Raw genomic sequence first — 23,289 nt, 5'->3', positions numbered from 1 at the left:
CGGCTACTCGGACGCGCCGCCGAAGCGCTCCTTGTACGTCTCCAGGTCCTCGTCCGTCAGCTTCGCGAACAGGACCGGCGGGACCGTGAAGGCGGTGCCGGCGGGGACGGTGGACAGGGACCTGGCCTCCTCGGCCGTGATCCACGTCCTGGTGTCGTCCCCCAGCGCGAACGCGGCACGCATCGTCGCCGACGACGCCGGGATGAAGGGCTCCGAGACCACCGAGTAGAGGTGGATGAGGTTCATCGCCGTACGCAGGGTCAGGGCCGCGCCGTCCTGGTCGGTCTTGATCTCCAGCCAGGGGGCCTTCTCCTCCAGGTAGGAGTTGCCCGCCGACCAGAGGGCGCGCAGGGCTGCCGCCGCCTTGCGGAACTGGAGCGCCTCCAGCTGGTTCTCGTACTCCGCGAGCAGCTCGGCGATCTGCTCGCCCAGCTTCGTCTCCGCCTCGCCGGCCGCCGAGCCCGCCGGGACCTCGTCGCCGAAGCGCTTCTTCGAGAAGGAGAGGACACGGTTGACGAAGTTGCCGAGGGTGTCCGCCAGGTCCTTGTTCACCGTGGCGGTGAAGTGCTCCCAGGTGAAGGAGGAGTCGTCGGACTCGGGGGCGTTCGCGATCAGGAAGTAGCGCCAGTAGTCGGCCGGGAGGATGGCCAGGGCCTGGTCGGTGAAGACGCCCCGCTTCTGGGACGTGGAGAACTTTCCGCCGTAGTACGTCAGCCAGTTGAAGGCCTTGACGACGTCGACCTTCTTCCACGGCTCGCGGACGCCGAGTTCCGTGGCCGGGAACATGACGGTGTGGAAGGGGACGTTGTCCTTGGCCATGAACTCCGTGTACCGGACGGGGTTGTCGCCGCCGTCCGCCTCGTACCACCAGGACTTCCAGTCCCGGTTCTCCGGGTCGAGGTCCGACCACTCCTTCGTCGCGCCGATGTACTCGATCGGGGCGTCGAACCAGACGTAGAAGACCTTGCCCTCCGCCGCCAGCTCAGGCCAGGTGTCCGCCGGGACCGGGACGCCCCAGTCGAGGTCGCGGGTGATCGCGCGGTCGTGCAGGCCCTCGGTCAGCCACTTGCGGGCGATCGAGGAGGCGAGGTGGGGCCACTGGCCCTCGTGGGCGGCCACCCACTCCTCGACCTCGTGCTGGAGCTTCGACTGGAGGAGGAAGAGGTGCTTGGTCTCACGGACCTCCAGGTCGGTGGAGCCGGAGATGGCGCTTCGCGGGTTGATCAGGTCGGTCGGGTCGAGAACCCGGGTGCAGTTCTCGCACTGGTCGCCGCGCGCCTTGTCGTAGCCGCAGTGGGGGCAGGTGCCCTCGACGTAACGGTCCGGGAGGAAGCGGCCGTCGGCGGGGCTGTACACCTGCCGGATCGCGCGTTCCTCGATGAACCCGTTCTCGTTGAGCCGCCGGGCGAAGTGCTGCGTGATCTCGACGTTCTGCGGGGAGGAACTCCGCCCGAAGTAGTCGAAGGCCAGCGCGAACCCGTCGTACACCGCCTTCTGCGCGTCGTGCGCCTGCGCACAGAAGTCCGCCACGGGGATGCCCTGCTCCTTCGCCGCCAGCTCGGCCGGGGTGCCGTGCTCGTCCGTCGCGCAGATGTAGAGGACGTCGTGACCGCGCTGCCGCAGGTACCGGGAGTAGACGTCCGCCGGGAGCATGGACCCCACCATGTTGCCCAGGTGCTTGATCCCGTTGATGTACGGAAGGGCGCTGGTGATGAGGTGTTGTGCCATCGGGGGGCTGCTCCCAGGTTGATTTTCGTGCTGTTTGGCGAACCTTGGAATCGTAGCTGCGCGTGGAGGGTAGCGGAGCCTATATATGCTTTGGGTGTTCATCTATATGGCTGTTTGGGGAGGTCTGTCATGTCGAAGCTGCTCATCGAGGTCGACGACGAGGCTCTGGCGGAAGCGCAACTACTGCTGGGCACGAAGACCAAGAAGGACACTGTCAACACCGCGCTGCTGGAGGTCGCCAAGCGGCGCCGCCGGGCCATAGCGCTGGCCAAGCTCCGTGAGTGGGGGGCCCGCGGTGACTTCGACATCCTTCTGGACAAGAGGAACTACCGTCGGTGAGTGACTTCTCGTACCTGATCGACACCTCGGCGGCCGTGCGCCTGCTCAGCAGTGATGCGTATGACGAAGCCTGGGGGCAGGCGCTGGACAACGGGCTGGTCGCGCTGTGTGATCTGACCGAGTTGGAGATTCTCTTCTCGGCTCGCGGACGAGCGGACCGCGACGGCATTCAGGAGGAGCTGCGGCAGCTGTTCAGCGGGACCCTGATGCCCGCCGGCATCTACCAGCGTGCTCGCGAGGTTCAGCTGCTGCTCACCGACAACGGTGAGCAGCGCTCGGCCGGGCCGGTCGATCTGCTCGTCGCCGCCACGGCCGAGTTGTCGGGCCTGACACTTCTCCATCACGACCGGGACTTCGAGACCGTCGCTCGCTGTACGGGGCAGTCGACCGTCTGGCTGGGGCCCGAGTCCTGAATCGGTCGTCCCAGGGCTCCTGCTCCGTGATTTGACTTGCTCCTCGGGCTGGCGCCCGGGGATTCTGGCCTTCTCGTCCGTTGCTGTGCTGCTACGCGGCACGGGGTTCGGGGGAGAATCCGTGGCTTCCTGTTTCGTCGCGCTGTGCCGGGACGAGTCCTGGTCTTACCTGCGCTCCACAGGCTGTCTCCGCCAGTCCGGCGGCCGTTTTCACGTTCTTCGCGGCGTTGTGGTCCCGGTCGTGGAACGTGCCGCACGCGGCGCAGGTCCACTCCCGCACGTACAGGGGCTTGAGACCGTCCTTGAACCCGCAGGCCGAGCAGACCTGGCTGGTCGGCTCGAACCGGCCGATCTTCACCAGGGTCCGTCCGTACCGGGCCGCTTTGTACTCCAGCATGGCCACGAACTGTGACCAGCCCGCGTCATGCACACTTTTGGCCAGCCGGGTGCGCGCCAGTCCCTGCACCGCCAGGTCCTCCACACCGATCGCTTGGTTCTCGCGGATCAGCTGTGTGGAGAGCTGGTGGTGGAACTCGCGGCGCGCGTCGGCCACCTTTGCGTGGGCGCGGGCGACCTTCAGGCGGGCTTTCTCCCGGTTCTGCGATCCCTTTTGTTTGCGGGACAGTTCGCGCTGGGCCTTCTTCAGTTTCTTCTCCGCGCGGCGCAGGAACCGTGGGGAGTCGATCTTCGTGCCGTCGGAGAGGACGGCGAAATGCGTCAGCCCGAGGTCGATGCCGACCTGCTGGTCGGTGTCCGGCATCGCGGCGGCGTCGGCGTGCGGGTCGGTGTCGATCACGAAGGACGCGAAGTACCGCCCGGCAGAGTCCTTGATCACGGTGACCGAGGTGGGGCTGGTGGGCAGAGTGCGGGACCACTTCACCTTCACCGCCCCGATCTTCGGCAGGTTCAGCCGCCCGCTACCGGTGATCGACCAGCGGGCATTGGCCGTGAATCGGAGCGACTGCCAGCTGTCCTTGCGGGACTTGAACCTGGGCGCACCCATCTTCGGACCCTTGCGAGCTCCTTTGAGGGAGGCGAAGAAGTTCCTGTAGGCAGCCTCGGCGTCCCGCAGCGACTGCTGGAGCACGACGGCGGAGACCTCGCCCAGCCAGGACCGCTCGCCGGTCCGCTTGGCCTCGGTGATCAGCTTCCTGGAGAGTTCACCGGCCGTCGGGAACGCCTCGCCAGCCTTCCGGGCGTCCTCGCGGGCGCGCACGGCGTCGTTGAACACGACGCGGGCGCACCCGAACGCCTTGGCCAGTGCCGCTTGCTGGCCGGTGTCCGGGTGCAGGCGGAAGCTGTACCGAAGCTGCATGACGGCCACGCTATGTACTTGGGTTATGGGTGAGATCCAGAAGATCAGAACTGGTAGGCACTGTGCTCTCGTGATGCATGTCCACTTGGTCTTCGTGACCAGGTTCCGGCGCAAGGTGTTCACAGATGTTCACCTGGCGCGTGTTGAGGAGATCATGCGGTTGGTGTGTGCGGACTTCGAGTGCGAACTGGTAGGAACAGCCCCGTCCACCTTCCGGTGAACTTCCCACCCAAGGTCACCGTCTCACCCGGCTCCGCCGGGACCTGCCATTGTGGCGCTCCGTGCCACGGGTGGTGAAGACGGGGCTTCCGGCTTCGCCGGACAGGAACATGCAAATCTCCGCATCGCAGCCATCAGGCTATGGGGGGAATACAGGGACAGGGCCCGGAGCATGGCCGGGCCCTGTCGTCGTTCTCGGGTGGTTGCCGGTTGTTGTGCGGAGGGTTCTATGAGGAGTTACGGGCGCCAGTTCGCCAGTACGCCCTCGTACAGTTCCGTGTCCGTCAGCTCGCGCGGGGTCGGGCCCGCGTGGAAGAAGGACGTGTTGTCGGTCTTCAGCTTGCGGAGGTAGTCGAAGGCCTTGTTGTCCTGCTCGCCGAAGGCGACGAAGGAGAAGAAGACGGCCGGGTGGCTCTTCGCCGCGTCCGTGAGGGACTGGGTCGCGGGGGTCTTGGCGTCCGGGGCGCCGTCCGTCTGGAAGACGACCAGGGCGGGGTCGGTGGTGCCGGACTTCTGGTAGTGCGTGAGGACTTCCTCGACGGCCACGTGGTAGCTCGTACGTCCCATGCGGCCGAGGCCGGCGTGGAGTTCGTCGATCTTGTTCTCGTGGTCGGGGAGGGTCAGCTCGCCGGTGCCGTCCAGTTCGGTGGAGAAGAAGACGACGTGGACCTGGGAGTCGGGGTCGAGGTGGGCGGCGAGGGCGAGGGTCTGCTCGCCGAGGGCCTGGGCGGAGCCGTCCTTGTAGTACGGGCGCATTGACGCGCTGCGGTCCAGGACGAGGTAGATCTTGGCGGTGGTGTTGGTGAGGTTGAGGGTGGTGAGGGTTTCGGTGGCGGCGTTGTAGGCGGTGAGGAGGGTTGCGGGGACGGGGGTCTCGGCCTCGGCTTCGCCATCGGCCGTGTCAGTGTTCCCACCCGCACCGCCCGTGGCGGTTTCGTTGTCGGGTGCGGGTGGCCCCTGTGGGGCTTCCCCCGCGTCGGCGGCTGCCGGTTCCAGGTCGTCAGCCGGCTCGGGCACGGACTCCGGCTCCGTTTCCGGCTCCGCCGTCACTTCGGGGGCTTCGGGAGCGGACTCCTCGGCGACCGCTTCGACCTCGGGTTCGGGGGTCGGCTCGACGACCGCTTCGGCCTCGGCTTCCGGCGCGACCTCGGGTTCGGCCTCCGGCGTCGGCTCCTCGGCGACGGGCTCACCCTCGGGCTCGACCTCGGTCACCGGCGCGGCCTCGGGTTCGGCCTCCGGCGTCGACTCCTCGGCGACCGGCTCGGCCTCGGCCTCGACCTCGGGGGTCACCTCGGCCACCGGCTCCGGCTCGGGAGTCGCCTCGACGGCAGCCTCGGACTCAGTCTCAGGCTCCGGGGTCACCTCAACGGCAGCCTCAGCCTCAGCCTCAGCCTCAACCTCGGGCTCCGGCGTCACCTCGGCCTCGGCGACCGGCTCGGCCTCCGCCTTTACTTCAGCCTCAGCCTCAGCTTCCGTCTTCACCTCAGCTTCCGCCTTCACCTCGGCCTCCGCCGCAGCCTCAGCCACCGGCTCCGCCTCAGTTGCCGCAGGCTCCGCCTCGGAGGTAACCGGCTCCGCCTCGGTCGCCACCGGCGTCGCCTCGGCCTCGTCCACCGGCTTTGCCGGCTTCGGGACCGTCACGTTGTCGAAGGCTGCCGACACCAGGTCGTCCACCACCGATGACGGGGCGGGGGCCGGAGTTGGCTCCGGCGCAGGTGCCGGGATGGTCGCTTCCGGGGTTTTCGGGGGTTCCGTCAGGGTCGGTTCCGGGGACGGTGCCGGAATCTTCGGCTCGGTGGCCTCCTGCTGAGGAGCCGACTCCGCCTCCCGCGCGGGCGCCGCCTCGGCGTCCCGCCCCTTGCGTGACTTGCCGAACGCGTTCCGCAGGAGAGTGAGAATGCCCATGTGCGCAACCCTTCACGTGAGTTGTAGCCCGTCAATCCCTGGCCAGGACGGACACGTAAGGTTAGCGGGCCGCGCTGGCGATCTTGGGCTGGGTCTTTCACGGAACCCGACGGACGTCAAGGGTGCCACTCCGCCAACCTCGAAGTCCCCTCTCCGTCCCCCTCCCCACCAGGCCGCGAGCATGCCATTCGCGTCCCCAACACCCTTACCGCTCCCACAGGTTCACCGTTCGTTCACCCGGCGGCCCCGCCCCTGCACCCCCGCCCCCCTAGCGTCACGCTCACACCAAGGGCACGTATGGGGACACCAAGGGGAGAGTAAAGTGCGCAAGCTGCTGCCGTTGATCGGATCGCCGTCCGAATCGCATCCTGGCGGCCGGTCCGCGATGACCTGCCGTTTCCGGTGTGGTGACGCCTGCTTCCACGAGGTTCCCAACACCAGCACCAACGAATACGTCGGCGATGTGATCGCCGGCGCCCTCAGCCGCCGTTCCGTGATGCGGGCCGCCGCCGTCGTCACCGTGGCCACCGCGGCCGGTACCGCCGTGAACGTCGCCGGCGCCCAGGGTGCGGAAGCGGCCACTTCCACCTTCCGCCCCTCCCACTCCTCCGTGCCGCGCGGGCTCCGCTTCACCGCCGTCGAGCCCAACACCGCCGACGCCGTGACGATCCCCGGCGGCTACAGCCAGAACGTCGTCATCCGCTGGGGTGAGCCCATGGTCAAGGGTGCTCCCGCCTTCGACCCGGAGCACCAGACCGCCGCCGCGCAGGCCGGTCAGTTCGGGTACAACAACGACTTCCTCGCCCTGCTCCCCCTGCACGGCAGCCAGAAGCTCCTCGTCGCCAACCACGAGTACACCGACGAGATCCTGATGTTCCGCGGCTACGACGCCGCCAACCCCACCCGCGAGCAGGTCGAGATCGCCTGGGCCGCGCACGGGCTCTCCGCTGTGGTGGTGGAGGGGGACCGGAGGACCGGGAAGCTCACGCCCGTACCCCGCCACCCGCTCAACCGGCGCGTCACCGCCACCACCGAGTTCCGGATCACCGGACCGGCCGCCGGGTCGGATCTCCTCAAGACCTCCACCGATCCGACCGGGCGGAAGGCTTACGGCACGCTCAACAACTGTTCCGGCGGTACGACGCCCTGGGGGACCACCCTCCACGGCGAGGAGAACTTCAACCAGTACTTCGCCAACGCCTCCAGCGCCACCGACAAGCGGTACGGCATCGGCACCGGCGCCAGCGAGCGCAAGTGGGAGCGGTTCGACAAGCGGTTCGACGTCGCCCAGGAGCCCAACGAGGTTCACCGGTTCGGCTACGTGGTGGAGTTCGATCCTTACGATCCCTCCTCCACGCCCCGCAAGCACACCGCCCTCGGACGCTTCAAGCACGAGGGTGCCACCATCCGGCTGACCTCCGACGGGCGTCCCGTCGCCTACACAGGCGACGACGAGCGCTTCGACTACTTCTACAAGTTCGTCAGCAGCAAGCGGATGCGGCACGGGGATTCGCGGTCTGTTCGTGAGCACAATCTCTCCCTGCTCGACGAGGGCACGCTGTACGTCGCCAAGCTCACCGGTGACTCCCCCGCCATCGAGATCGACGGCACCGGCAAGCTGCCCGCCGACGGTGAGTTCGACGGCAGCGGTACGTGGATCCCGCTGGCGACCGCCACCGCCAAGGGCGCCGTCTCGCACGTCGAGGGGATGAGTGCCGAGGAGGTCTTCGTCTTCACTCGGCTCGCCGGTGACAAGGTCGGCGCCACCAAGATGGACCGGCCCGAGGACATCGAGCCCAACCCGAAGAGCGGCAAGGTCTACGTCGCCCTCACCAACAACACCAACCGCGGTGTCGGTACGAACGCCAAGGCCGACGAGCCCAACCCGCGCAACGCCAACAAGCACGGCCACATCCTGGAGCTGACCGAGCGCTGGAACCGGCCGGAGAGCACCTCGTTCGCCTGGCTGCTCTTCCTCGTCGCGGGCGACCCGGAGGACCCGGCGACCTACTTCGCCGGCTTCCCCAAGGACGACGTCAGCCCCATCTCCTGCCCGGACAACGTGGCCTTCGACCCGCACGGCAACCTGTGGATCTCCACCGACGGTTCCCAGCTCGGTTCGCACGACGGCCTGTTCGGCGTGGCGACCCAGGGTGCCCGGCGCGGTGACCTGAAGCAGTTCCTGACCGTGCCGAAGGGCGCCGAGACCTGCGGTCCGGTCATCGGGGAGCGCCAGGTGCTCGTCGCCGTGCAGCACCCGGGCGAGATCACCGGCGCGACCGTCGAGACCCCGGCCAGCACCTGGCCCGACGGCCCGGGCACGTACGTCCGCCCGGCGGTCGTCGCGGTGTGGCGCAAGGACGGCTGCGACATCGGCAGCTGACCCGGCGGTATCTAGGGGAGGGCTGGGACCGGGGGGTTCGTACCTGATTTCGTAGCACTCTGTTCCAGCCACTCCCTGTACGCCGGTGCCTGCCGCGCCACCTCCTCGTACGCCTCCGCCAGCGCCGGATGCACTCCGTCGAGGTCCGTCTCCGTACGGGCCGCCAGCAGCAGCCGTACGCCGAGCGGGTCGCCGTGGAGCCGGCGTACCGCCATCTCGGGGCGTGGCAGACAGGTCGCCTGGCAGACGGTGACGACCTCGCCGGTCGCCACCAGCGAGGCCGTGGTGTGGTAATCGCCGTGCAGGACACGGGGGTTGAGGCCGGCGGTGCGCAGCATGCGCAGTACGGCGTCGAACTCGCCGTCGACCGTCTCGTCCACCATCCAGCGGTCGCCGGCCAGCTCGGAGAGGTGGACGACCGGTCTCGCGGTGGCCGGATGGTCGGCGGGCAGGGACACGAACTGGGGTTCCCTGTCGACCAGTACGCGCAGGCACACGCCGTCCGGGACCCGGAGCGGACAGCCCTCGACCTCGTGCACGAACGCCACGTCCAGCTGGCCGTCGGCCACCATGCGCAGCAGCGCGTTCGCGGAGACGTCCATGCGGAGGGTGGGTTCCTGCTGGCGCTGGCGCAGTCGGCGGAGCCAGCCGGAGAGGGCGCGACTGGCCGTCGAACCTATGCGTAGTTGGGGTCCTCCTGCCGCTGCCGCCCTCGCCTCCGTGACCAGGGAGCGCATCTCCGCCACCAGGGGGCGGGCCCGGCTCAGGACCACCCGGCCGAGCGGTGTCGGACGGCAGCCGGCCCGGGTGCGGGTGAACAGCTCGCCGCCCAGCTCCTGCTCGATCCGGCGCAACTGGGTGCTCAACGAGGGCTGGGCCACGCCTAGTTGGCGGGCGGCGCGGTGCAGGCTGCCGGTGTCGGCTATGGCGCACAGCGCCCTGAGGTGCCGTATTTCTAGTTCCATGCGGGGGGCTCCGCCCGGGGTGCGCGCATGTTCGTGTCCATGTCATCCGACGGTACACAGGGTGCGGGCCGGTGGGGGCTGGTTGCGCCCCGCGGCGGAGCCGCAAATCGAAACAGCCCCGCGCCTCTTTGGGGCGCGATAGCGCCGGGCTATCGCCACTTGCCATCATCACAGCCGCCGTACAGGGACCGACACTCACGATACGACCGATCGACTCACCCCCCACTCAAGGAGTCATCGATGCGCAAGTCCACCTCTGGTGTCGTGGCGGCGGCGTTAGGCCTCAGTCTGGCAACTCTCGCGCTGGGTACGGCGGTTCCCGCCACGGCCAGTCCCAGTCCCGCCGTACGGGCGTCGTACGCCGGGTCGGCCGAGGAGGCCGCCGCGAACAAGGCCTTCTTCGAGGCCGTACTGAAGTCCGTCGCCGAGAAGCGCGCCGCCAACCCGCGTTCGGCGGCTGCCGTCACCGTCATCTACAACGCGTCCCGCGCGCCCTCCTTCAGCGCCGAGATAGCCCGCTCCACCTCGATCTGGAACAGCTCGGTGACGAACGTGAAGCTCCAGTCGGGCACCGCGTCCGCCGCCGACTTCACCTACCGCGAGGGCAACAGCTCCAACGGTTCGTACGCCTCGACGGACGGTCACGGCAGCGGCTACATCTTCATCGACTACGCGCAGAGCGAGCAGTACGACCCGACGCGTATCACCGCCCACGAGACGGGCCACGTCCTCGGTCTGCCCGACCACTACTCCGGCCCGTGCAGCGAGTTGATGTCGGGCGGCGGTCCGGGCACGTCCTGCACCAACGCCACCCCGAACGCGGCCGAACGTGCCCGAGTGAACCAGCTGTGGATCAACGGGCTTGCCGCAGCCCTGCGCTAGCACCCCAGTACCCCAGTAGCCCCCACCCCCCACAGGCGCGGGCCGTCCCTCTGCACAGGGACGGCCCGCGCCCCCCTTCCTCCCTACTCCTTCGGCGACGTGATCGCCCGCGCCGCCGCCACCTCCTGCCGCAGCGGCTCCAGCACACTGTCCGCCGGCCCGCTGAGGTCCGTACGCACCGCGTACAGCGTCTCCACCCGGCGCAGGCCGTCCGACAACTCCCGCAGCTGTACGGCCACTTGGGCGATCTCTGCGTCGGACGGCGGCTTCGCCCCCTGCTTGATGTGGACCCGGGCCGCTGTCGTCGCGTCGACGATGCGTTCCACCGCGACGACCAGGGGCCACCAGGCAGCGGCCCGTCGTCCGGTGGGCGGCGGTTCGGTCAGCGCGCGCTGGAACTCCGTACGGACGACGGAGAGATCGCGGTAGAGGCGGCGCCGCATCCGGGCGCGGGCCGCACCCTCGGTGTCGGCGCGGAACGCCGATTCGACGTAGCGGGCCGTGTCCGCGACCGCGTCGGCGAGGCGGTCGCCGACGCGGGTGTGCCAGCTCTCCGGCCAGAGGAGATAGCCCGCGACCAGGGCGATCGCGCAGCCCATGAGGGAGTCGAGCAGTCGGGGCAGCAGCAGGCCGGTGCCCTGGTGGTTCAGGATGTCGGAGAGCAGGAGGATCACCGGGGTGATGGCGGCCGTCTGGTAGCCGTATCCGCGTGGGGTGAGCGCCGGGATCAGCGTGGCGAGGAGCAGGATCACCGGTACGTCCCACCAGCCGCGCGGGACCTGGACGAGCACCGCCGCCGCGACGACCAGCCCGGCGACCGTGCCCAGGGCGCGCAGCAGCGCCCGGGAGAAGACGGAGCCGAAGTCGGGCTTCAGGACGAAGGTGATCGTGAGGGCGACCCAGTAGGAGCGTGGCACCGGCACGATCGAGACCAGTACCTGCGCGAGGCCGATGCACAGGGCGAGACGTACGCCGTAGCGCCAGGAGTCGGCGGACAGGACGACGTCCCGGGCGGCGCCGGTGGCGCGAGCGCGCAGGGCGCCCGGTCGCCCGAGCCTGTCCTCGACCCCGGAGACACGCAGGTCGGGGGAGCGGCTGCCGACCACCTCGGCGGCGTGCCGCAGCGCCTGTTCGACGGCGCGGCCGGTGTGGTCGGTCGGGGCGGGGACGCTCAGCCCTGTCGGGCCGCCATAGCCGGTGTCGACGGCGTCGGCGAGGTGGCGGACCGCCTCCGGGACCTCGGGCGGCAGGGGGCGGCCGGCCTGGTGGGCGGCGGGGGCGGCCTCGACGACCGGGGTGATGGCGTTCAACTGGGCGAGCAGCCGCACGAGTTCGGGGCTGCGGCCGTGGTGGCGGGCGCGCCGGGCGAGGACGAGGTCGTACGACTGGTTGAGGGACTGGGTGACGGCGTACCGGGCGTCCTCGTAGCCGTCGGTGGCGCAGGCGGCGAGCAGTTCGGCGACCGTGCGGTAGGTCTGCGCGACCGCGGCCCGCTCCGGCACCCCCGAGCGCAGCGGCCAGGCGAGCAGGGCGAGGGCCAGGACGAGCAGGCCGCCGCCGGACATCAGTACCGGCGCCAGCCACCACTGCCCCGGCAGCGGCAGGCCCGCCCCGATCACGGAGTTGAGGAGGAGCAGCAGTCCGGACACGGAGGCCACCGCGCCGATCGTCGAGATCATCCCGGAGACGAGGGCCACGCAGGTGACGGCCACGACGGCGGTCCAGCCCTGGCCGTAGACGAGCGAGCCGAGCGTGACGCCGAGGGCGCCGAAGAGCTGGGGGATCGCGATGTTGAGGATGCGCATCCGGTAGGCGTCGGCGGTGTCCCCGATGACTCCGGAGAGGGCGCCCATGGAGGCGAGGGCGCCATAGGCGGGGTGGTCGGTGGCGAGGCCGATGGCGAGGGGGAGCGACATGGCGATGGCGGCGCGGGCCATGGCGGGGCGGTTGACGGGCGGAGCCGGCTGGGGCTTGAGGTTCCGCACCAGCCAGTCGGGAGGTGTGAGGCCGATGGGGAACTCGCGGGGCATGGGCCCATTATCGCCGCAGGCGCCTGCCTTTCAGCGGGCGCGTTCGTGCTGGTGGAGGGCCAGGTCGACGACCAGCGCGCGGTGATCGCTGTCGGCGACGCCGAGGAAACGGGCGCCGCTCGCCGAGAACTCCCCGGAGACGAGCACATGGTCGATCTGCGCGCCGGCCGTCGGAGCGGTACGGGCGGGCCAGCTCGGCGTACGGGCGGCCCCCGCCAGCCGGGCGGAGTCGTGCAGTCCCGTGTCGAGCAGGCGGCGGAAGGCGGCGTGGTCCTGGGAGGCGTTGAAGTCGCCCGCGAGGATGGTGGGCGTACGGGAGGGGTTCTCCGCGGCGAAGTCGCGCAGGGCCCCCAACTCCTTTCGCCAGAGGCCGACTTGGCCGGGGACCGGCGGCATCGGGTGGGCGAGCTGGACCCGTACGGAGTGGCCGCCGGCCAGTTCGGCGACCGCACCGGGCATGCCCATCGTGCTGCCGGGGATACCGTCCGTACCCTCCAGCGGAAAGCGGCTGAGGATGACGGAACCCTCGGAACCGGCCCCCGGGACGGCCTCCCGGTAGGGATAGCGGCGGTCGAAGGCAGCCGAGAGGGCGCTCTGGCAGCGGTACTCGCACTCCTCGACGAACACGAGGTCGGGCCGCTCCCGCCGCACGACCGGGATCAGCGCGCCGGTGCCCTCCCCGAACTCCACGTTGGCCGTCAGCACCCGCACCTCGGCGACGACCGCCCCACCGGGCTCGCTCCCCGTCCCGTACGGCTGGGTGAACCACCCGGTGACCGCCAGCAGCACCACGCCCCACACCATCCCGGCCCGCCAGCGCGCGACCAGCGCGAGGAGCAGGCCGGCGGCGGTGGGCGCGAGCAGCCAGGGCAGGAAGGCGAGGAGCTGCGGTACGGGGGTCACGGCATCGGCGTCGACGGCCCGGCACACGACGACGACACTGACCGCACCGAACCCGGCGCCCACGCACCGGACCGCCGCCGTCGCCCATCGGTCCCGTAGTCCTCCCACGGCTCGACCATACGGGGGGCACGGGGAAGGGAAACGCGGTAGTAAAGCTGCGGGCCGTCCGTGGCTGGTCGAGCAGTTCCCCGCGCCCCTTTGGGGCGCTTTCGTCGATTCCCCGCATAGTGCTGTACGAGGTTTCAGGCGGCCGAGTCGATCCGGGTCGCCAGGAAGTCGGCGAGGGCCCTGTTGAACTCCGTCGGGCGTTCCAGGTTGGGCATGTGGGCCGAGCGTTCGATCACCTGGAGGGTGGAGTCGGGGAGCGCCGCGTGCATGGCCTCGGCGTCCGCGACCGGGGTGAACTCGTCGTCGGCGCCCACGACGACCAGGGCCGGGACGGTGAGGCGGGTCAGCAGGGGGCGGTAGTCGGGGCGCAGGGCCCGGCCCCGGAGTGCCGCCGCCGCGCCCCGGGGGTCCGTGGCCGTCATCATGCGGTGGACGTGGGCCTTGACTCCCGCGTCGGCGTACGGCGCCACCATCTTCTCCAGCACCTCGTCGGCGTACCCGCCCATGCCCTCGTCGAGCAGCCGGTCCGCCATCGCGTTGCGGGCCACGTGCCCCTCCGGGGTCTCGGGGGCGGGGAAGGTGTCGGCGAGGACCACACCCCGGACGCGCTCCGGGAACCGGGCGCAGCACTCCATGACGATCTGGCCGCCCATCGACAGCCCGCCCAGCACGCACGACTCGACCTTCGCCTCGTCGAGCAGCGCCTCGATGTCCTGCGCGAACCGCGAGAGAGGGGTGACGGCGTCGGGGGCGAGCGGGGAGCTGCCGTAGCCGCGCAGGTCGGGCGTGATGACCTGGCGGGTGGCCGAGAACGCCTCGGTCTGCGGGGTCCACATCGTACGGTCGAAGGGATGGCCGTGAATCAGGACAAGAGGGGTAAGGGGTGTAAGAGGGGTAAGGGGGGTCATGTGGGCAACCCTAGATCGACCCAACTCCTCGGTGCAATAAGATCTTTGCTCTCGGTGCAATTTCGCCGGGACGGCAATTCGCTTCTGTACGGGGGTACTTGATGGACGACGACTACCGGCGTCTCGCCGACCGCATAGCCGACGACATCGCCAGCGGACGCCTCCGGCCCGGTGAACGGCTGCCTCCGCAGCGGGCGTTCGCGCGGCGGCGCGGGATCGCCGGGTCGACGGCCGGGCGGGTGTACGGCGAACTCGTACGGCGTGGACTGGTCGTCGGCGAGGTCGGACGCGGCACGTTCGTCCGGGCCGCGCCACCCGCGCCGAACGGGCGCGCGCTCGCCGAGCCGGTGGCCGCCACCGCCTTGGCCCCGAGGGTCAACATGGAGCTGAACTACCCTTCCGCGCCCGGTCAGTCGGAGCTGCTCGCCCCGGCGCTCGCGCCTCTCCTGCGGCCCGATGTGCTGACGGAGGCGCTGCGCCCGGCGCCCGCCGACGGCACCCCCGAGGCCCGGACGGCGGTCGCGGGGCTCCTCGCCACCCCGGGCTGGCGGCCCGACCCCGACGGTGTCCTCTTCGCGGGCAACGCCCGGCAGGCGATCGCCGCCACCCTCGCCTCCCTGGTCCGGACGGGCGGCCGGGTCGGCGTCGAGGCGCTGACGTACCCGCTGGTCAAGGAGATCGCCGCCCGCCTCGGCATCGTCCTGGTGCCGCTGGCCATGGACCAGGACGGCGTGCGCCCCGACGCCGTCGCCGCCGCCCACCGCAGCGCTCCCCTGTCCGCGCTGTACGTCCAGCCGACGCTGCACAACCCGACGTCGGTGACCATGGGCGAGGGGAGGAAGCGTGAACTCGCGCGTGTGGTGCGGGAGTTGGGTGTACCGCTGGTGGAGGACCGGATCTGGTCGTTCCTCACCGAGCCGTCGGGTGCGGGTGCGCCCCTCGCCGCCCACCTCCCCGAACTCGCCCATGTCGTCGACGGGTTGTCCAAGCGGGTCGCGCCCGGGCTCACCGTGGGCTTTCTCGTCGTACCGCCGGACCGGGCCGAAGCCGTCGCGGCGGCCGTGCGGTCGGGCGGGTGGAGTGCGGGGCGGTTCGCGCTGGAGGCCGGGGTGCGGTGGATCGAGGACGGGACCGTGGCGCGGCTCGTGGCCGCCAAGCGGGTGGACGCGGCGCGTCGACAGCGGCTGCTGGCACGGGAGTTGGCGGAGTTCGGGGGCGCCGTGCGGTCCGATCCGTACGCCTATTACGCCTGGTGGGAGTTGCCCGCGTCCTGGCGGGCGGACACCTTCACGGCCGCCGTCGCGGCGCACGGGATCGCCGTCACACCCGGGGACGCCTTCGCCGTGGGGCCGCAGCGGGCGCCGGACGCCGTCAGGCTCGGACTCGCGTCGGCTCCGGAACCGGAGCTGGCCCGGGCGCTGCGGACGCTCGCCGCAGTCGCCCGGCGCGGCCGTACCGGTCGGTGACCCACATGCCGAGGGCCACGGCGAGACCCAGGGCGAGGAGCAGCCAGGAGACCGTGCGGAGGGTGGCCGTCAGGGCGTCGTAGACGGCGCCGGCGGCCGGTGCGGAGACGCCCGGCGGCAGGTCGGAGAGGGTGAGACGGCGGACGATCGCCAGCGCGACGCCGAGCAGCGCCCCGCCGAGGGCCGTACCGAGGGCGGTCGCCGTGATCGCCCGGCGGCGCCGGACGGCGAGCGCGATACCGGTGACGGCGAGGACGCCGGCCGTCACCGGAAGCCAGAAACCGGCGACTTCGAGCACGCGAAAACCCTTCCGGAGCGGTACGAGATCCTGGGCGGGCAGCACCGCGACCTCGGTGTGCGCGATGGGGATGTGGCTCGCCAACGGCACGTGGTCGTCGGTGAGTTGGCGCTTGACCTGGGCGGTGACCGGCGCGAGGTCGATGGTTACGGCGCCCTCGCCGCCGTAACTGCCATAGGTGCTTTGTGTGCTGGGGGCGTCGTTGCGCAGGGCGTGCAGGACGGCCTCGTGGGTGGCGCGGTTGGCCGTGTCCCAGGCCGCGCGGAAGGCCTCGGTGCGGGTGAACGAGTGCACCGCGTCCTGTACGAAGTGGTTGGCGCCGGCATCGAACGGGCCGACGTCGATCGCGTGCACGATCCCGGCGCCGAGGTTGTCCGCGATGGCGTCCTGGACGTACGGGTTCTCGGCGAGCGGAGCCATCGTGGTGACGTACCGGCCGGTGTCGGCGAGCCCGTACGCCGCCCAGGCCGAGAGCGCGCCGAAGGGCAGCAGCAGGCACGCGAGGGCGGTGAGGACGGCCGACAGGGCGCTCCGGAGACGGTGAGGCACTCCCCCAGGCAAGGGCTCGGGGGCGGGAAACGCGAGCCGGTTGACTGCATATGGGCGTGCGGGACAAGCCTCCGCGGTGGAGCCTCCGGTGGAGCGTTCACCCGAACGGGTGTTTCCTGGTTTTGGGGCGATGGCGGGGGAGAAGGAGGCGGACCATGCGCACCACCCCGGCCCTGCGGACCCTGACCGCGGCCCTGTTCACCGGCGGAATCCTGGCGGTACCGGTAGGTACGGCGATGGCGGCCACGCCGGCGGGCGCGGACGGCTCCGGGGTCCGGGGCACCGTCGTCTCCGCCGGTGACCTGAACCTGCGGAAGCAGCCGACCACCGACTCGGCCGTCGTCGGACAGCTGTCACCGGGCAGCCACGGCCGCGTCGAGTGCTCGGTCGTCGGACAGACCGTGCGCGGCGACCCGCACTGGTACTGGCTGCCCGGCGTCAACGCCTGGGCGAGCGCCGCCTTCATCGACACCGGAGGCAGGTCGGTGCCCGGTTGCACCGACCCCTGCCCCGAGTGGAAGGACGACGACGGCCAGTGGAGCTTCTCCGGGACGTGGAGCTTCAGCTGGAACGTCACCTTCGGCTGACGTCAGCTCACCCGGTGACCGGCCGCGTCCTCGTGCGTGTAGTAGCGGTAGAACAGCACCGCGAAGACGAACCCGGCCACCATCAGCGCGTTCCCCGTCGACCGCAGCACACTCGCCCCGGTCTGGCTGTACAGGAACCCGAACGCGACCCCGGCGAACGAGGCCCACGTCACCGCGTGCAGTTCCCGCTTCAGCCGCGGTGCCAGCGCCCGTACGCCGATGAACGCCACCACGAACGCCAGCGCGGTCACAAAGCCGAAGAGGACGTTCCAGCCGGTGATCGGGCCGCCGTCGCGCCGGTTGGCCGCGGCCCAGAAGCCGTAGACCAGCCCGAGTAGGACGGGCAGCGTCCGGTTCACGGCCTGGTGGGTCCGGGCGCTGAAGATGTCCGGGTAACCGGGCGTCGCGTGAGCCATGAGAGTGCTCCTCTCTTCTCGCCCCCGCCCTCCAGAGCACACCTGTGAAAGGCCGCTGGCAAGTCGACAGGGGGAGGCGGCCGTGTTTCGCTGAGTTCCATGAAGCCGGTGGGCCGGACGGGCCCGGTGGGCAGGGTGGGCGCGGACGAGGGGCCCGCCCTCCCGGCCGACCCCGCCGGGCGCGGCCTCGGCTGGCTGCCGCCGCTGGTGCTGCTCATCGGGATCGCGGTCCTCGACTGGAACACCACCGGCGAGTTCCGGATCATCTCCTGGATCGTGCTGGTGCCCGGGATCGCCGCCGCGCTGTGCGGGGTGATCGGCACGGCCGTCTTCGCGGCCCTGTCCCTCGCCACCTACGTCTTCGTCGACGGCGCCTGGCCGCACCAGTACCAGACCGGGCTGCCCGACTTCATCCTCGTCGCCCTCGGCGGGGTCCTGGCCGTCCTCGCCTGCGCGGTCCGGGTGCGCGGTCAGCGGCGCATGCTGCACATGCGGGACGTCGCCGAGACGACCCGCCGTACGGTGCTGCGCCCGCTGCCACCTGGCTGGGGCGGCCTCGACCACGCGGCGGTGTACCTGGCCGCCGACGCCGTCGCCCGGGTCGGCGGTGACTTCTACGACATCCAGCCCGGCCCGCACGGCACCCGGGTTCTCATCGGTGACGTCCAGGGCAAGGGGCTCGGCGCGGTCGAGGCGGCGGCGGCTCTCCTCGGCACGTTCCGGGAGGCCGGGTACCACGAACCGGCGCTCGCGACCGTCGCGGAACGGCTGGAGGTACGGATGCTGCGGCACGTCCGCTACCGGGCGGCGGTCGGGCGTGACGAGGGGGACCGGTTCGCGACGGCCGTGCTCATCGGTTTCCCACTGGAGCCGGCAGGGGCTGAACTCGTCATCGAGGTCGTCAACTTCGGGCACGAGCCCTCCCTGATCGTGTCCTCCGACGGGGTACGGAGTCTGCCGCCGGGGGACGGACTCCCGCTCGGGCTCAGCGAGTTGACGCTCGGCGGCGACGCGCTGCCGTCCGTGGCACGGGTGCGGCTCGGCGCCGGGGAGACCCTGCTGCTCGTCACCGACGGGGTCACCGAGGCCCGGGACGCCGACGGGGTCTTCTTCCCGCTGCGCGAACGTGTCGCCGAGGCCGTCGCCGACGATCCGCGCACCGCCGAGCCGCCGCGCCTGGTGGCGTTCGTACGGGACGGCACGCTGCGGCACTGCGGAGGTCATCTCGCCGACGACACCACGGTGTTCGCGGTGCGGGCCGTACAAGCCGACCAAAGAGGGTGATAGTCCTCCCGGCAATCCCCCTTCGCAGTCGCACCGGTTACGGTGCTGCTTAGGCATGTGACCGATGTGAGGGGAGGGACTGTGGCTGGAACCACCGGTACCGCGTTGCTGCTTGCCGCCTCGCCCATGGGCAAGGGCTGTCTCGTGGACGCGGCGTCCGTGCTGCCGGTTCTTGCCGCCGTCTCCCCCGCCGTGCTGTCCGGCACCGACACCGCGAACGTCGTCGAACTCGCCGACCCGCTGGAGCCGCAGGCCGTCCTGACCCGGCTGCGCGCGGCTGCGGTGGCCCCCGGGCCGCTCACCATCTACCTCACCGGTCAGCTCCAGCTCGACCGCAAGCAGCACCTTCCGCATCTCGCGCTGGCGCGTACGACGCCTGCGACGGTTCGCTACACCGGGTTTCCGTGGCACTGGATCGGGGAGGAGCTGCGGCTGCGCGCCCCGGGCACGACGACGCTCTTCCTCGACCTGCACGCCGATGCGGCCGCGTGGCAGTACGTCACGGGGAGGCCGTTCGAGGTGGGGCGGGGTGTGAGTGTGTACGGGCGGGTGGCTCCGCCGCAGGGGCGGCGGGTGGTGGCTGTGCCGGCGTACATGCGGACGGTGGCGACGATTCTGCGGAGCGGGTATCGGCCGGATGCGGGGCAGTTGCATCAGGCGGTGCTGGGGCGGTTGTCCTCGGAAGGCGCGGCGTACGGGGATCTGATCCTGGCGCGGGACGCGGGCGTGAACGGGGGAGTTTCCTCGCCCCCGCCGCCCCTACCCGTCCCATCCGTACCTGGGGGCTTCGCCCCCAGACCCCCAGAACGCGCTGAACGCGCTCGTCCTCAAACGCCGGACGGGCTGGAGAGGCGGGCCGGGGCTGAAGAGGCATCCGGCGGAGCTGCTGAGGCACCGCCCGGGCTGAAGGTACTGGCCGGTGCCGAGAAGACGCCCACCGGCGCCGATGAGGTCCCGGACGTACTGAAGGTGCTCACCGGAGCCGATGGGGTGCCGGGCGGGCTGAAGGTGCTGGCCGGAGCCGAGAAGGCACCGGGCTGGGGAGGCCAGGCACCGGGCCGGGGAGACCAGGCACTGGGCTGGGGCGACAAGGCACCGGCCGGAGCTGAATTGGTTCCCGGCGGAGCCGAAGAGGTGCCGCCCGGGCTGAAGGTGCTGGCCGGAGCAGGAACGGCAGCTGGCCGTGGCGACAAGGTGCCGGGTCGGGGCGAAGCGGCAGCGGACCGTGGCGACCAGGTGCCGGGCCGGGGCGAAGCGGCGCCGGGCCGCTCCGAGAACGCGCCGGGCCGAGCCGAGAACGCGTCGGGCCGAGCCGAGGTTGCGTCGGGTCGAGCCGAAAACGTACCGGGCCACGCCCACAACGCCCCGCCCGGGCCCGACAGTGACCCCCACACCTTCATCACCTCCGCTGTTCAAGCCGGTCGTCACGGTGACGCCGATGCGCTTGCCGCTCAGTGGGAGCAGGCCGCCTTTCTGGCTCACGGTGCCGCTTCCGAAGACGCGCTGCACTGGACCGAGGTGCGGGCCGATCTCGCGATGTTCGCCGGGGATCCGGCCCGGAGTTGCCGGGCTTGGCTGGCCGTTGCCGGGACTCGGCTCAGTGCTGGGCAGGCGCCAGATGCACCCGCCGTCGAGGCGGCTGTCGACCGGGCCCACCACCAGTGGACGAGCCTCGGGGACAGTGCCGACGCGCGTGAACTCGGCCCCGTGGTCGTCGAGTTGAGGCGTCGGGTGCCGGGGCGGCGCGAGGGTGCCGTACGGCACGCAGAACGGCAGCTACAGAAGCTGGAGTCCGTCCAACACGTGCCCGGCTGACTAGGCCGCACGTTTGGCCTGTGCAGTGATCGTTGTGGTCAACAGCTGGTCCAGCAGCGCCGAACGTGCCTGGTCTGCTACTGGCCCTCGTGATGCCCGGATGCCCGGTGGCAGGACAAGCGACGGGCGCTCCTGGTGGGGGCGCGACTCGATCGACACACCGAGTGGCAGTTCCGCCCACACGATTTTGCCGCCGACGACGGGGCGGAAGACGTCCCACTGCCCCGCCAACGCCTCGACGAGCAGCAGCCCCCGCCCGCCGACCGCTTCAGGGCCGGGGTTCTGCCGTACCGGCACCGCTTCCGTTCTGTCCCAGACCTCGACGTACAGGCTGGTCTCCAGTGCCCGGAGCTGTATCCCGATGACATGCTCCGAAGTGATCTGCCCAGACTTCGGCCGGTCGTCGATGATGCCGCCGGCCCTGAGCGCGTTGGTGACGAGTTCGCTCATGATGAGCGCCGCCGTGTCGGTGTGCTCCTCGAAGTGCCAGTGAGACAGCGTGTGTTGCACGAAGATCCGTGAGCACGGGACCGCCGTGGGTACGGCGACCAGACGGAGCGACGCGGCCAGGAGGGGAATCGGGGTCACGGTGTCTTTGGTGGTCACGTCGTCCCGCCGTTCCTGGTGGTCAGCGGGCATGACGAGGCTTCCCCTCCGGCGGAAGCGGCGGCAACTGGTTGAGGTGCTCGTAAGTTGGCGCGACCACGCTGCGGACGCCGTGGTTCCGGCAGCAGCGGGTCACGGCGGGCAGGGCTACGACGTATCCCGGCTGCTTCTCGACCGCCACCGACGTCAGCATGAGTCCCGCGCGTTCGGCGAAGTCCGTCATGGCCGCGACGAGGCGCGGTTCTTCCTGTTCGTCGACACCATCGAGGCGGGGACGGTTCGTGACACCGGTCATGCGGCCCCCTCCTTCGAGCCCTTCGAGTTCGAGCCCTTCGGGGAAACGGCCAGCTCGGCCCACACGCTCTTTCCGATGACCCGCGGCGTCACACCCCAGTCGTCAGCGAGCGCCGCCACGATCCGAAGTCCCCGGCCGCCTTCGGATTCGTCGCCGTCCTTGGGAGTGGGCGAACCGACACTCGGCATGCCGCTGGCCGCGTCACGGACGTCAACGCGCAGACGACCATCGTCAAGGTGGTAGGTCACCGCTACGCGACTTCCTCGTGTTGCTCGGCCGTGGATTACCGCATTTGTCACCAACTCGGTGACTACCCACTCCAGTGAGTCGGCGACGGGATCGGGTAAGCGCCATTCCCTGGAGAGGGCTCTGGCTTGGGCTCGGGCGACCGGCACGGATGGGCGGTATCTCCTGTACCGCACCTGCAATTTCATGGTTTCAGCCATACGAGGTCCCCTCGGACGGGTTCGCGGGCGGGCGGGCCTGGGAGGCCTCGCTCAGCGTGAGCGAGTGACTCTCTATAGTGAGTACTGTGGAGGATGGATACCCCAAAGTGTCAAGTCCACACTTTGAGTGGTTCTGAATGCCTGTTGCCCTCACCATGAGGCGAGCGGCACACTTGACCTGCAAGAAGGAATAGGGGAGGCGGCCGACCGGTGCCCATCAACCACAACCCGACGTTCCGTCAGAGGCAGTTGGCCCGGACGCTGCGCGAGCTGCGGACCAAGGCCGGGCTTACGCACGCCGATGCGGCCAAGGTGCTCGGCTCGGCGGAATCGAAGGTCGGCCGGATCGAGAACGCCCAGTCGGGTATCCGGCTGCCGGACCTTCGCGCTCTCATGGACGCGTACAACGTCACCGACCCGACCACGCGGGCCGCGATCGAGAAACTGTCACGCGAGTCCAGGCAGAAGGGCTGGTGGAGCCGATACGTCAACGTGGTCGATCCGGCGTACGCGGCATACGCGGCTGTCGAATGGGATGCGAGCGAGCTCTACAACGTCCAGACCAACCTGGTGCCCGGTCTCCTGCAAACTCCCGAGTACACCGAAGCGTTGATCCGGTTGCAGGTGCCAGAAGCCACGCAGGATCACGTGAACGGTCAGGTCGACGTGCGTCGGGAGCGGAAAAGTATCCTGACCAGGGACAATCCGCTGCAACTGTGGGTCATCATCGCTGAGAACGTCCTGTACCACCAGGTCGGCAGCCGCGAGGTGATGAACACCCAGCTTGAGTCCCTGATCGCGGACAGTAGGAAGCAGAACATCGAGCTTCAGGTCCTGCCGCGCGAAGACCCCATGAACGCCTGCCTGTTCGGACCGTTCGTGATCATGAGCTTCCCCACCTCGGCGGAGACGGATGTCGTCTGCACCGAGTCACCCACCAGCACCCTCTTCTACGAGGAAGCGGCCGACGTGGAGACGTACACGACGCTGTTCCGTCGCCTCAACATGGCCGCGGCCAACGTCAGCAAGTCCCGGGCGCTCATCCAGAACGCCCTTCACGAAATGGAACAGGGCAGATGAAGCCGAACACTCAGCCTGCTTCGACCCCACTGACGTGGGTGAAGTCGTCGTACTCAGGAAACAACGGTGACTGCGTAGAGGTCGCCGCTCTGCCCGGTGGCGGCCGGGCGCTGCGTGACAGCAAGGACCCATCGGGGCCGGTGCTCACGTTCTCCGGCGCGGAGTTCGCCAGGTTCATAGCCGGCGCCGGTGCCGGCATAGGCGAGTTCGGCCAGGCGTAGCAGCTGGATTCACCGAACGAACGCGCCCGGTCTTCTGCCGTGGATCGGGCTGCGAGACCGACGATGTCATTGGGCCTGCGGGGATCAGGGCAGTGTGCGGCGTCACCGAGTCCGTCCGACACAGGCCG

Annotated in this window: 22 protein-coding genes and 1 pseudogene; 11 read left to right on the top strand and 12 right to left on the bottom strand. The window is 70.1% G+C overall.

Translation table 11 applies throughout. The annotated features are described in order from the left end of the window. Positions 1–3: 3 nt before the first annotated feature. Entirely contained in the window at positions 4–1,728 is a 1,725-nt protein-coding gene (gene metG, locus OG787_RS23600) for a methionine--tRNA ligase (RefSeq protein WP_405536300.1), read from the bottom strand. A 129-nt stretch (positions 1,729–1,857) separates the two neighbouring features. Here metG and OG787_RS23595 point away from each other — a divergent pair, with 129 nt between their 5' ends. After that, positions 1,858–2,067, top strand: coding sequence for a type II toxin-antitoxin system VapB family antitoxin (locus OG787_RS23595; protein ID WP_369029219.1), 210 nt, complete (start codon positions 1,858–1,860; stop codon positions 2,065–2,067). Then, the gene (locus OG787_RS23590; protein WP_369029220.1) at positions 2,064–2,480 is read left to right on the top strand and encodes a PIN domain nuclease; all 417 of its coding nucleotides are present in this window, start codon (positions 2,064–2,066) and stop codon (positions 2,478–2,480) included. The genes OG787_RS23595 and OG787_RS23590 overlap by 4 nt, the downstream gene beginning before the upstream one ends. Positions 2,481–2,571: 91 nt before the next feature. On the opposite strand, the gene OG787_RS23585 is transcribed toward OG787_RS23590, so the two are convergent. Beyond that, a complete protein-coding gene (locus OG787_RS23585) occupies positions 2,572–3,795 on the bottom strand; it encodes an RNA-guided endonuclease InsQ/TnpB family protein (protein WP_405536299.1) in 1,224 nt (407 codons plus the stop codon). On the opposite strand from OG787_RS23585, the gene OG787_RS23580 reads away from it, so the two are divergent. Continuing rightward, positions 3,794–4,015 carry a transposase gene (locus tag OG787_RS23580; protein ID WP_405536298.1) on the top strand — a complete coding sequence of 74 codons (222 nt, stop codon included), beginning with the start codon at positions 3,794–3,796 and terminating at the stop codon, positions 4,013–4,015. The genes OG787_RS23585 and OG787_RS23580 overlap by 2 nt on opposite strands. A gap of 236 nt (positions 4,016–4,251) precedes the next feature. Here the strand turns inward: OG787_RS23580 and OG787_RS23575 are convergent, their stop codons facing one another. Then, positions 4,252–5,919 (bottom strand): VWA domain-containing protein, encoded by a 1,668-nt coding sequence (locus OG787_RS23575; protein WP_405536297.1) that lies wholly within the window; start codon positions 5,917–5,919, stop codon positions 4,252–4,254. A gap of 322 nt (positions 5,920–6,241) precedes the next feature. Here OG787_RS23575 and OG787_RS23570 point away from each other — a divergent pair, with 322 nt between their 5' ends. Continuing rightward, a complete protein-coding gene (locus tag OG787_RS23570; RefSeq protein WP_369029223.1) occupies positions 6,242–8,302 on the top strand; it encodes a PhoX family phosphatase in 2,061 nt (686 codons plus the stop codon). Between the two features lie 11 nt (positions 8,303–8,313). Here OG787_RS23570 and OG787_RS23565 read toward each other — a convergent pair whose 3' ends face one another. Then, positions 8,314–9,267: a LysR family transcriptional regulator gene (locus OG787_RS23565; RefSeq protein WP_405536296.1), complete on the bottom strand. Its 954-nt coding sequence runs from the start codon at positions 9,265–9,267 to the stop codon at positions 8,314–8,316. 240 nt (positions 9,268–9,507) lie between these two features. On the opposite strand from OG787_RS23565, the gene snpA reads away from it, so the two are divergent. After that, positions 9,508–10,149 (top strand): snapalysin, encoded by a 642-nt coding sequence (snpA, locus tag OG787_RS23560; protein WP_405536295.1) that lies wholly within the window; start codon positions 9,508–9,510, stop codon positions 10,147–10,149. Positions 10,150–10,232: 83 nt separating this feature from the next. On the opposite strand, the gene OG787_RS23555 is transcribed toward snpA, so the two are convergent. The 3 genes from OG787_RS23555 to OG787_RS23545 form a co-directional block, all read right to left on the bottom strand. Next, a complete protein-coding gene (locus OG787_RS23555) occupies positions 10,233–12,179 on the bottom strand; it encodes an FUSC family protein (RefSeq protein WP_369029226.1) in 1,947 nt (648 codons plus the stop codon). Positions 12,180–12,209: 30 nt separating this feature from the next. Continuing rightward, the gene (locus OG787_RS23550) at positions 12,210–13,190 is read right to left on the bottom strand and encodes an endonuclease/exonuclease/phosphatase family protein (protein ID WP_405536294.1); all 981 of its coding nucleotides are present in this window, start codon (positions 13,188–13,190) and stop codon (positions 12,210–12,212) included. A 134-nt stretch (positions 13,191–13,324) separates the two neighbouring features. Next, a complete protein-coding gene (locus OG787_RS23545) occupies positions 13,325–14,098 on the bottom strand; it encodes an alpha/beta fold hydrolase (RefSeq protein ID WP_369029227.1) in 774 nt (257 codons plus the stop codon). Positions 14,099–14,199: 101 nt separating this feature from the next. Here OG787_RS23545 and OG787_RS23540 point away from each other — a divergent pair, with 101 nt between their 5' ends. Next, complete coding sequence (locus OG787_RS23540) at positions 14,200–15,564, top strand: PLP-dependent aminotransferase family protein (RefSeq protein ID WP_369029228.1); 1,365 nt, start codon at positions 14,200–14,202, stop codon at positions 15,562–15,564. On the opposite strand, the gene OG787_RS23535 is transcribed toward OG787_RS23540, so the two are convergent. Next, complete coding sequence (locus OG787_RS23535; RefSeq protein ID WP_369029229.1) at positions 15,470–16,411, bottom strand: hypothetical protein; 942 nt, start codon at positions 16,409–16,411, stop codon at positions 15,470–15,472. The two genes, OG787_RS23540 and OG787_RS23535, sit on opposite strands and share 95 nt — an antisense overlap. 155 nt (positions 16,412–16,566) lie before the next feature. On the opposite strand from OG787_RS23535, the gene OG787_RS23530 reads away from it, so the two are divergent. Further along, positions 16,567–16,998, top strand: coding sequence for an SH3 domain-containing protein (locus OG787_RS23530; protein ID WP_369029230.1), 432 nt, complete (start codon positions 16,567–16,569; stop codon positions 16,996–16,998). Between the two features lie 2 nt (positions 16,999–17,000). Here the strand turns inward: OG787_RS23530 and OG787_RS23525 are convergent, their stop codons facing one another. Continuing rightward, complete coding sequence (locus OG787_RS23525) at positions 17,001–17,414, bottom strand: hypothetical protein (RefSeq protein WP_369029231.1); 414 nt, start codon at positions 17,412–17,414, stop codon at positions 17,001–17,003. 99 nt (positions 17,415–17,513) lie between these two features. On the opposite strand from OG787_RS23525, the gene OG787_RS23520 reads away from it, so the two are divergent. Beyond that, positions 17,514–18,698, top strand: coding sequence for a PP2C family protein-serine/threonine phosphatase (locus OG787_RS23520; RefSeq protein ID WP_405536293.1), 1,185 nt, complete (start codon positions 17,514–17,516; stop codon positions 18,696–18,698). A 126-nt stretch (positions 18,699–18,824) separates the two neighbouring features. Further along, positions 18,825–19,538: pseudogene (locus OG787_RS23515) on the top strand (hypothetical protein); the annotation flags it as partial. Positions 19,539–20,513: 975 nt separating this feature from the next. Here OG787_RS23515 and OG787_RS23510 read toward each other — a convergent pair. Genes OG787_RS23510 through OG787_RS23500 form a run of 3 tightly spaced genes read right to left on the bottom strand, consistent with a single transcriptional unit; the run spans position 20,514 to position 21,848 of the window. Then, positions 20,514–21,152, bottom strand: a complete 639-nt coding sequence (locus tag OG787_RS23510; RefSeq protein WP_405536292.1) for an ATP-binding protein — start codon at positions 21,150–21,152, stop codon at positions 20,514–20,516. Further along, positions 21,142–21,414, bottom strand: coding sequence for a hypothetical protein (locus OG787_RS23505; RefSeq protein ID WP_405536291.1), 273 nt, complete (start codon positions 21,412–21,414; stop codon positions 21,142–21,144). The genes OG787_RS23510 and OG787_RS23505 overlap by 11 nt, the downstream gene beginning before the upstream one ends. After that, positions 21,411–21,848, bottom strand: coding sequence for an ATP-binding protein (locus OG787_RS23500; protein WP_405540564.1), 438 nt, complete (start codon positions 21,846–21,848; stop codon positions 21,411–21,413). Before OG787_RS23500 ends, OG787_RS23505 begins: the two co-directional genes overlap by 4 nt. A 222-nt stretch (positions 21,849–22,070) precedes the next feature. Between OG787_RS23500 and OG787_RS23495 the strand changes: the two genes are divergently transcribed. Together OG787_RS23495 and OG787_RS23490 are read left to right on the top strand one after the other, a co-directional pair. After that, positions 22,071–22,940, top strand: coding sequence for a helix-turn-helix domain-containing protein (locus tag OG787_RS23495; RefSeq protein WP_405536290.1), 870 nt, complete (start codon positions 22,071–22,073; stop codon positions 22,938–22,940). Next, a complete protein-coding gene (locus OG787_RS23490) occupies positions 22,937–23,161 on the top strand; it encodes a DUF397 domain-containing protein (RefSeq protein WP_405536289.1) in 225 nt (74 codons plus the stop codon). The genes OG787_RS23495 and OG787_RS23490 overlap by 4 nt, the downstream gene beginning before the upstream one ends. The last annotated feature ends 128 nt before the right edge of the window (positions 23,162–23,289 follow it).

The sequence above is a fragment of the Streptomyces sp. NBC_00075 genome, assembly GCF_045041225.1.
GTDB classification, from domain to species: domain Bacteria; phylum Actinomycetota; class Actinomycetes; order Streptomycetales; family Streptomycetaceae; genus Streptomyces; species Streptomyces adonidis.
This window is presented reverse-complemented; position numbering and strand designations above follow the sequence as displayed.

What these genes read in the sequence shown, in the direction of transcription:
- metG (WP_405536300.1), bottom strand. Translation starts at nt 1,728, where the DNA reads ATGGCACAACACCTCATCACCAGCGCCCTTCCGTACATCAACGGGATC.
- OG787_RS23540 (WP_369029228.1), top strand. Translation starts at nt 14,200, where the DNA reads ATGGACGACGACTACCGGCGTCTCGCCGACCGCATAGCCGACGACATC.
- OG787_RS23565 (WP_405536296.1), bottom strand. Translation starts at nt 9,267, where the DNA reads ATGGAACTAGAAATACGGCACCTCAGGGCGCTGTGCGCCATAGCCGAC.
- OG787_RS23510 (WP_405536292.1), bottom strand. Translation starts at nt 21,152, where the DNA reads ATGCCCGCTGACCACCAGGAACGGCGGGACGACGTGACCACCAAAGAC.
- OG787_RS23580 (WP_405536298.1), top strand. Translation starts at nt 3,794, where the DNA reads ATGACGGCCACGCTATGTACTTGGGTTATGGGTGAGATCCAGAAGATC.
- OG787_RS23530 (WP_369029230.1), top strand. Translation starts at nt 16,567, where the DNA reads ATGCGCACCACCCCGGCCCTGCGGACCCTGACCGCGGCCCTGTTCACC.
- OG787_RS23490 (WP_405536289.1), top strand. Translation starts at nt 22,937, where the DNA reads ATGAAGCCGAACACTCAGCCTGCTTCGACCCCACTGACGTGGGTGAAG.
- OG787_RS23555 (WP_369029226.1), bottom strand. Translation starts at nt 12,179, where the DNA reads ATGCCCCGCGAGTTCCCCATCGGCCTCACACCTCCCGACTGGCTGGTG.
- OG787_RS23525 (WP_369029231.1), bottom strand. Translation starts at nt 17,414, where the DNA reads ATGGCTCACGCGACGCCCGGTTACCCGGACATCTTCAGCGCCCGGACC.
- OG787_RS23500 (WP_405540564.1), bottom strand. Translation starts at nt 21,848, where the DNA reads ATGAAATTGCAGGTGCGGTACAGGAGATACCGCCCATCCGTGCCGGTC.
- OG787_RS23585 (WP_405536299.1), bottom strand. Translation starts at nt 3,795, where the DNA reads ATGCAGCTTCGGTACAGCTTCCGCCTGCACCCGGACACCGGCCAGCAA.
- OG787_RS23505 (WP_405536291.1), bottom strand. Translation starts at nt 21,414, where the DNA reads ATGACCGGTGTCACGAACCGTCCCCGCCTCGATGGTGTCGACGAACAG.
- OG787_RS23520 (WP_405536293.1), top strand. Translation starts at nt 17,514, where the DNA reads ATGAAGCCGGTGGGCCGGACGGGCCCGGTGGGCAGGGTGGGCGCGGAC.
- OG787_RS23595 (WP_369029219.1), top strand. Translation starts at nt 1,858, where the DNA reads ATGTCGAAGCTGCTCATCGAGGTCGACGACGAGGCTCTGGCGGAAGCG.
- OG787_RS23545 (WP_369029227.1), bottom strand. Translation starts at nt 14,098, where the DNA reads ATGACCCCCCTTACCCCTCTTACACCCCTTACCCCTCTTGTCCTGATT.
- snpA (WP_405536295.1), top strand. Translation starts at nt 9,508, where the DNA reads ATGCGCAAGTCCACCTCTGGTGTCGTGGCGGCGGCGTTAGGCCTCAGT.
- OG787_RS23575 (WP_405536297.1), bottom strand. Translation starts at nt 5,919, where the DNA reads ATGGGCATTCTCACTCTCCTGCGGAACGCGTTCGGCAAGTCACGCAAG.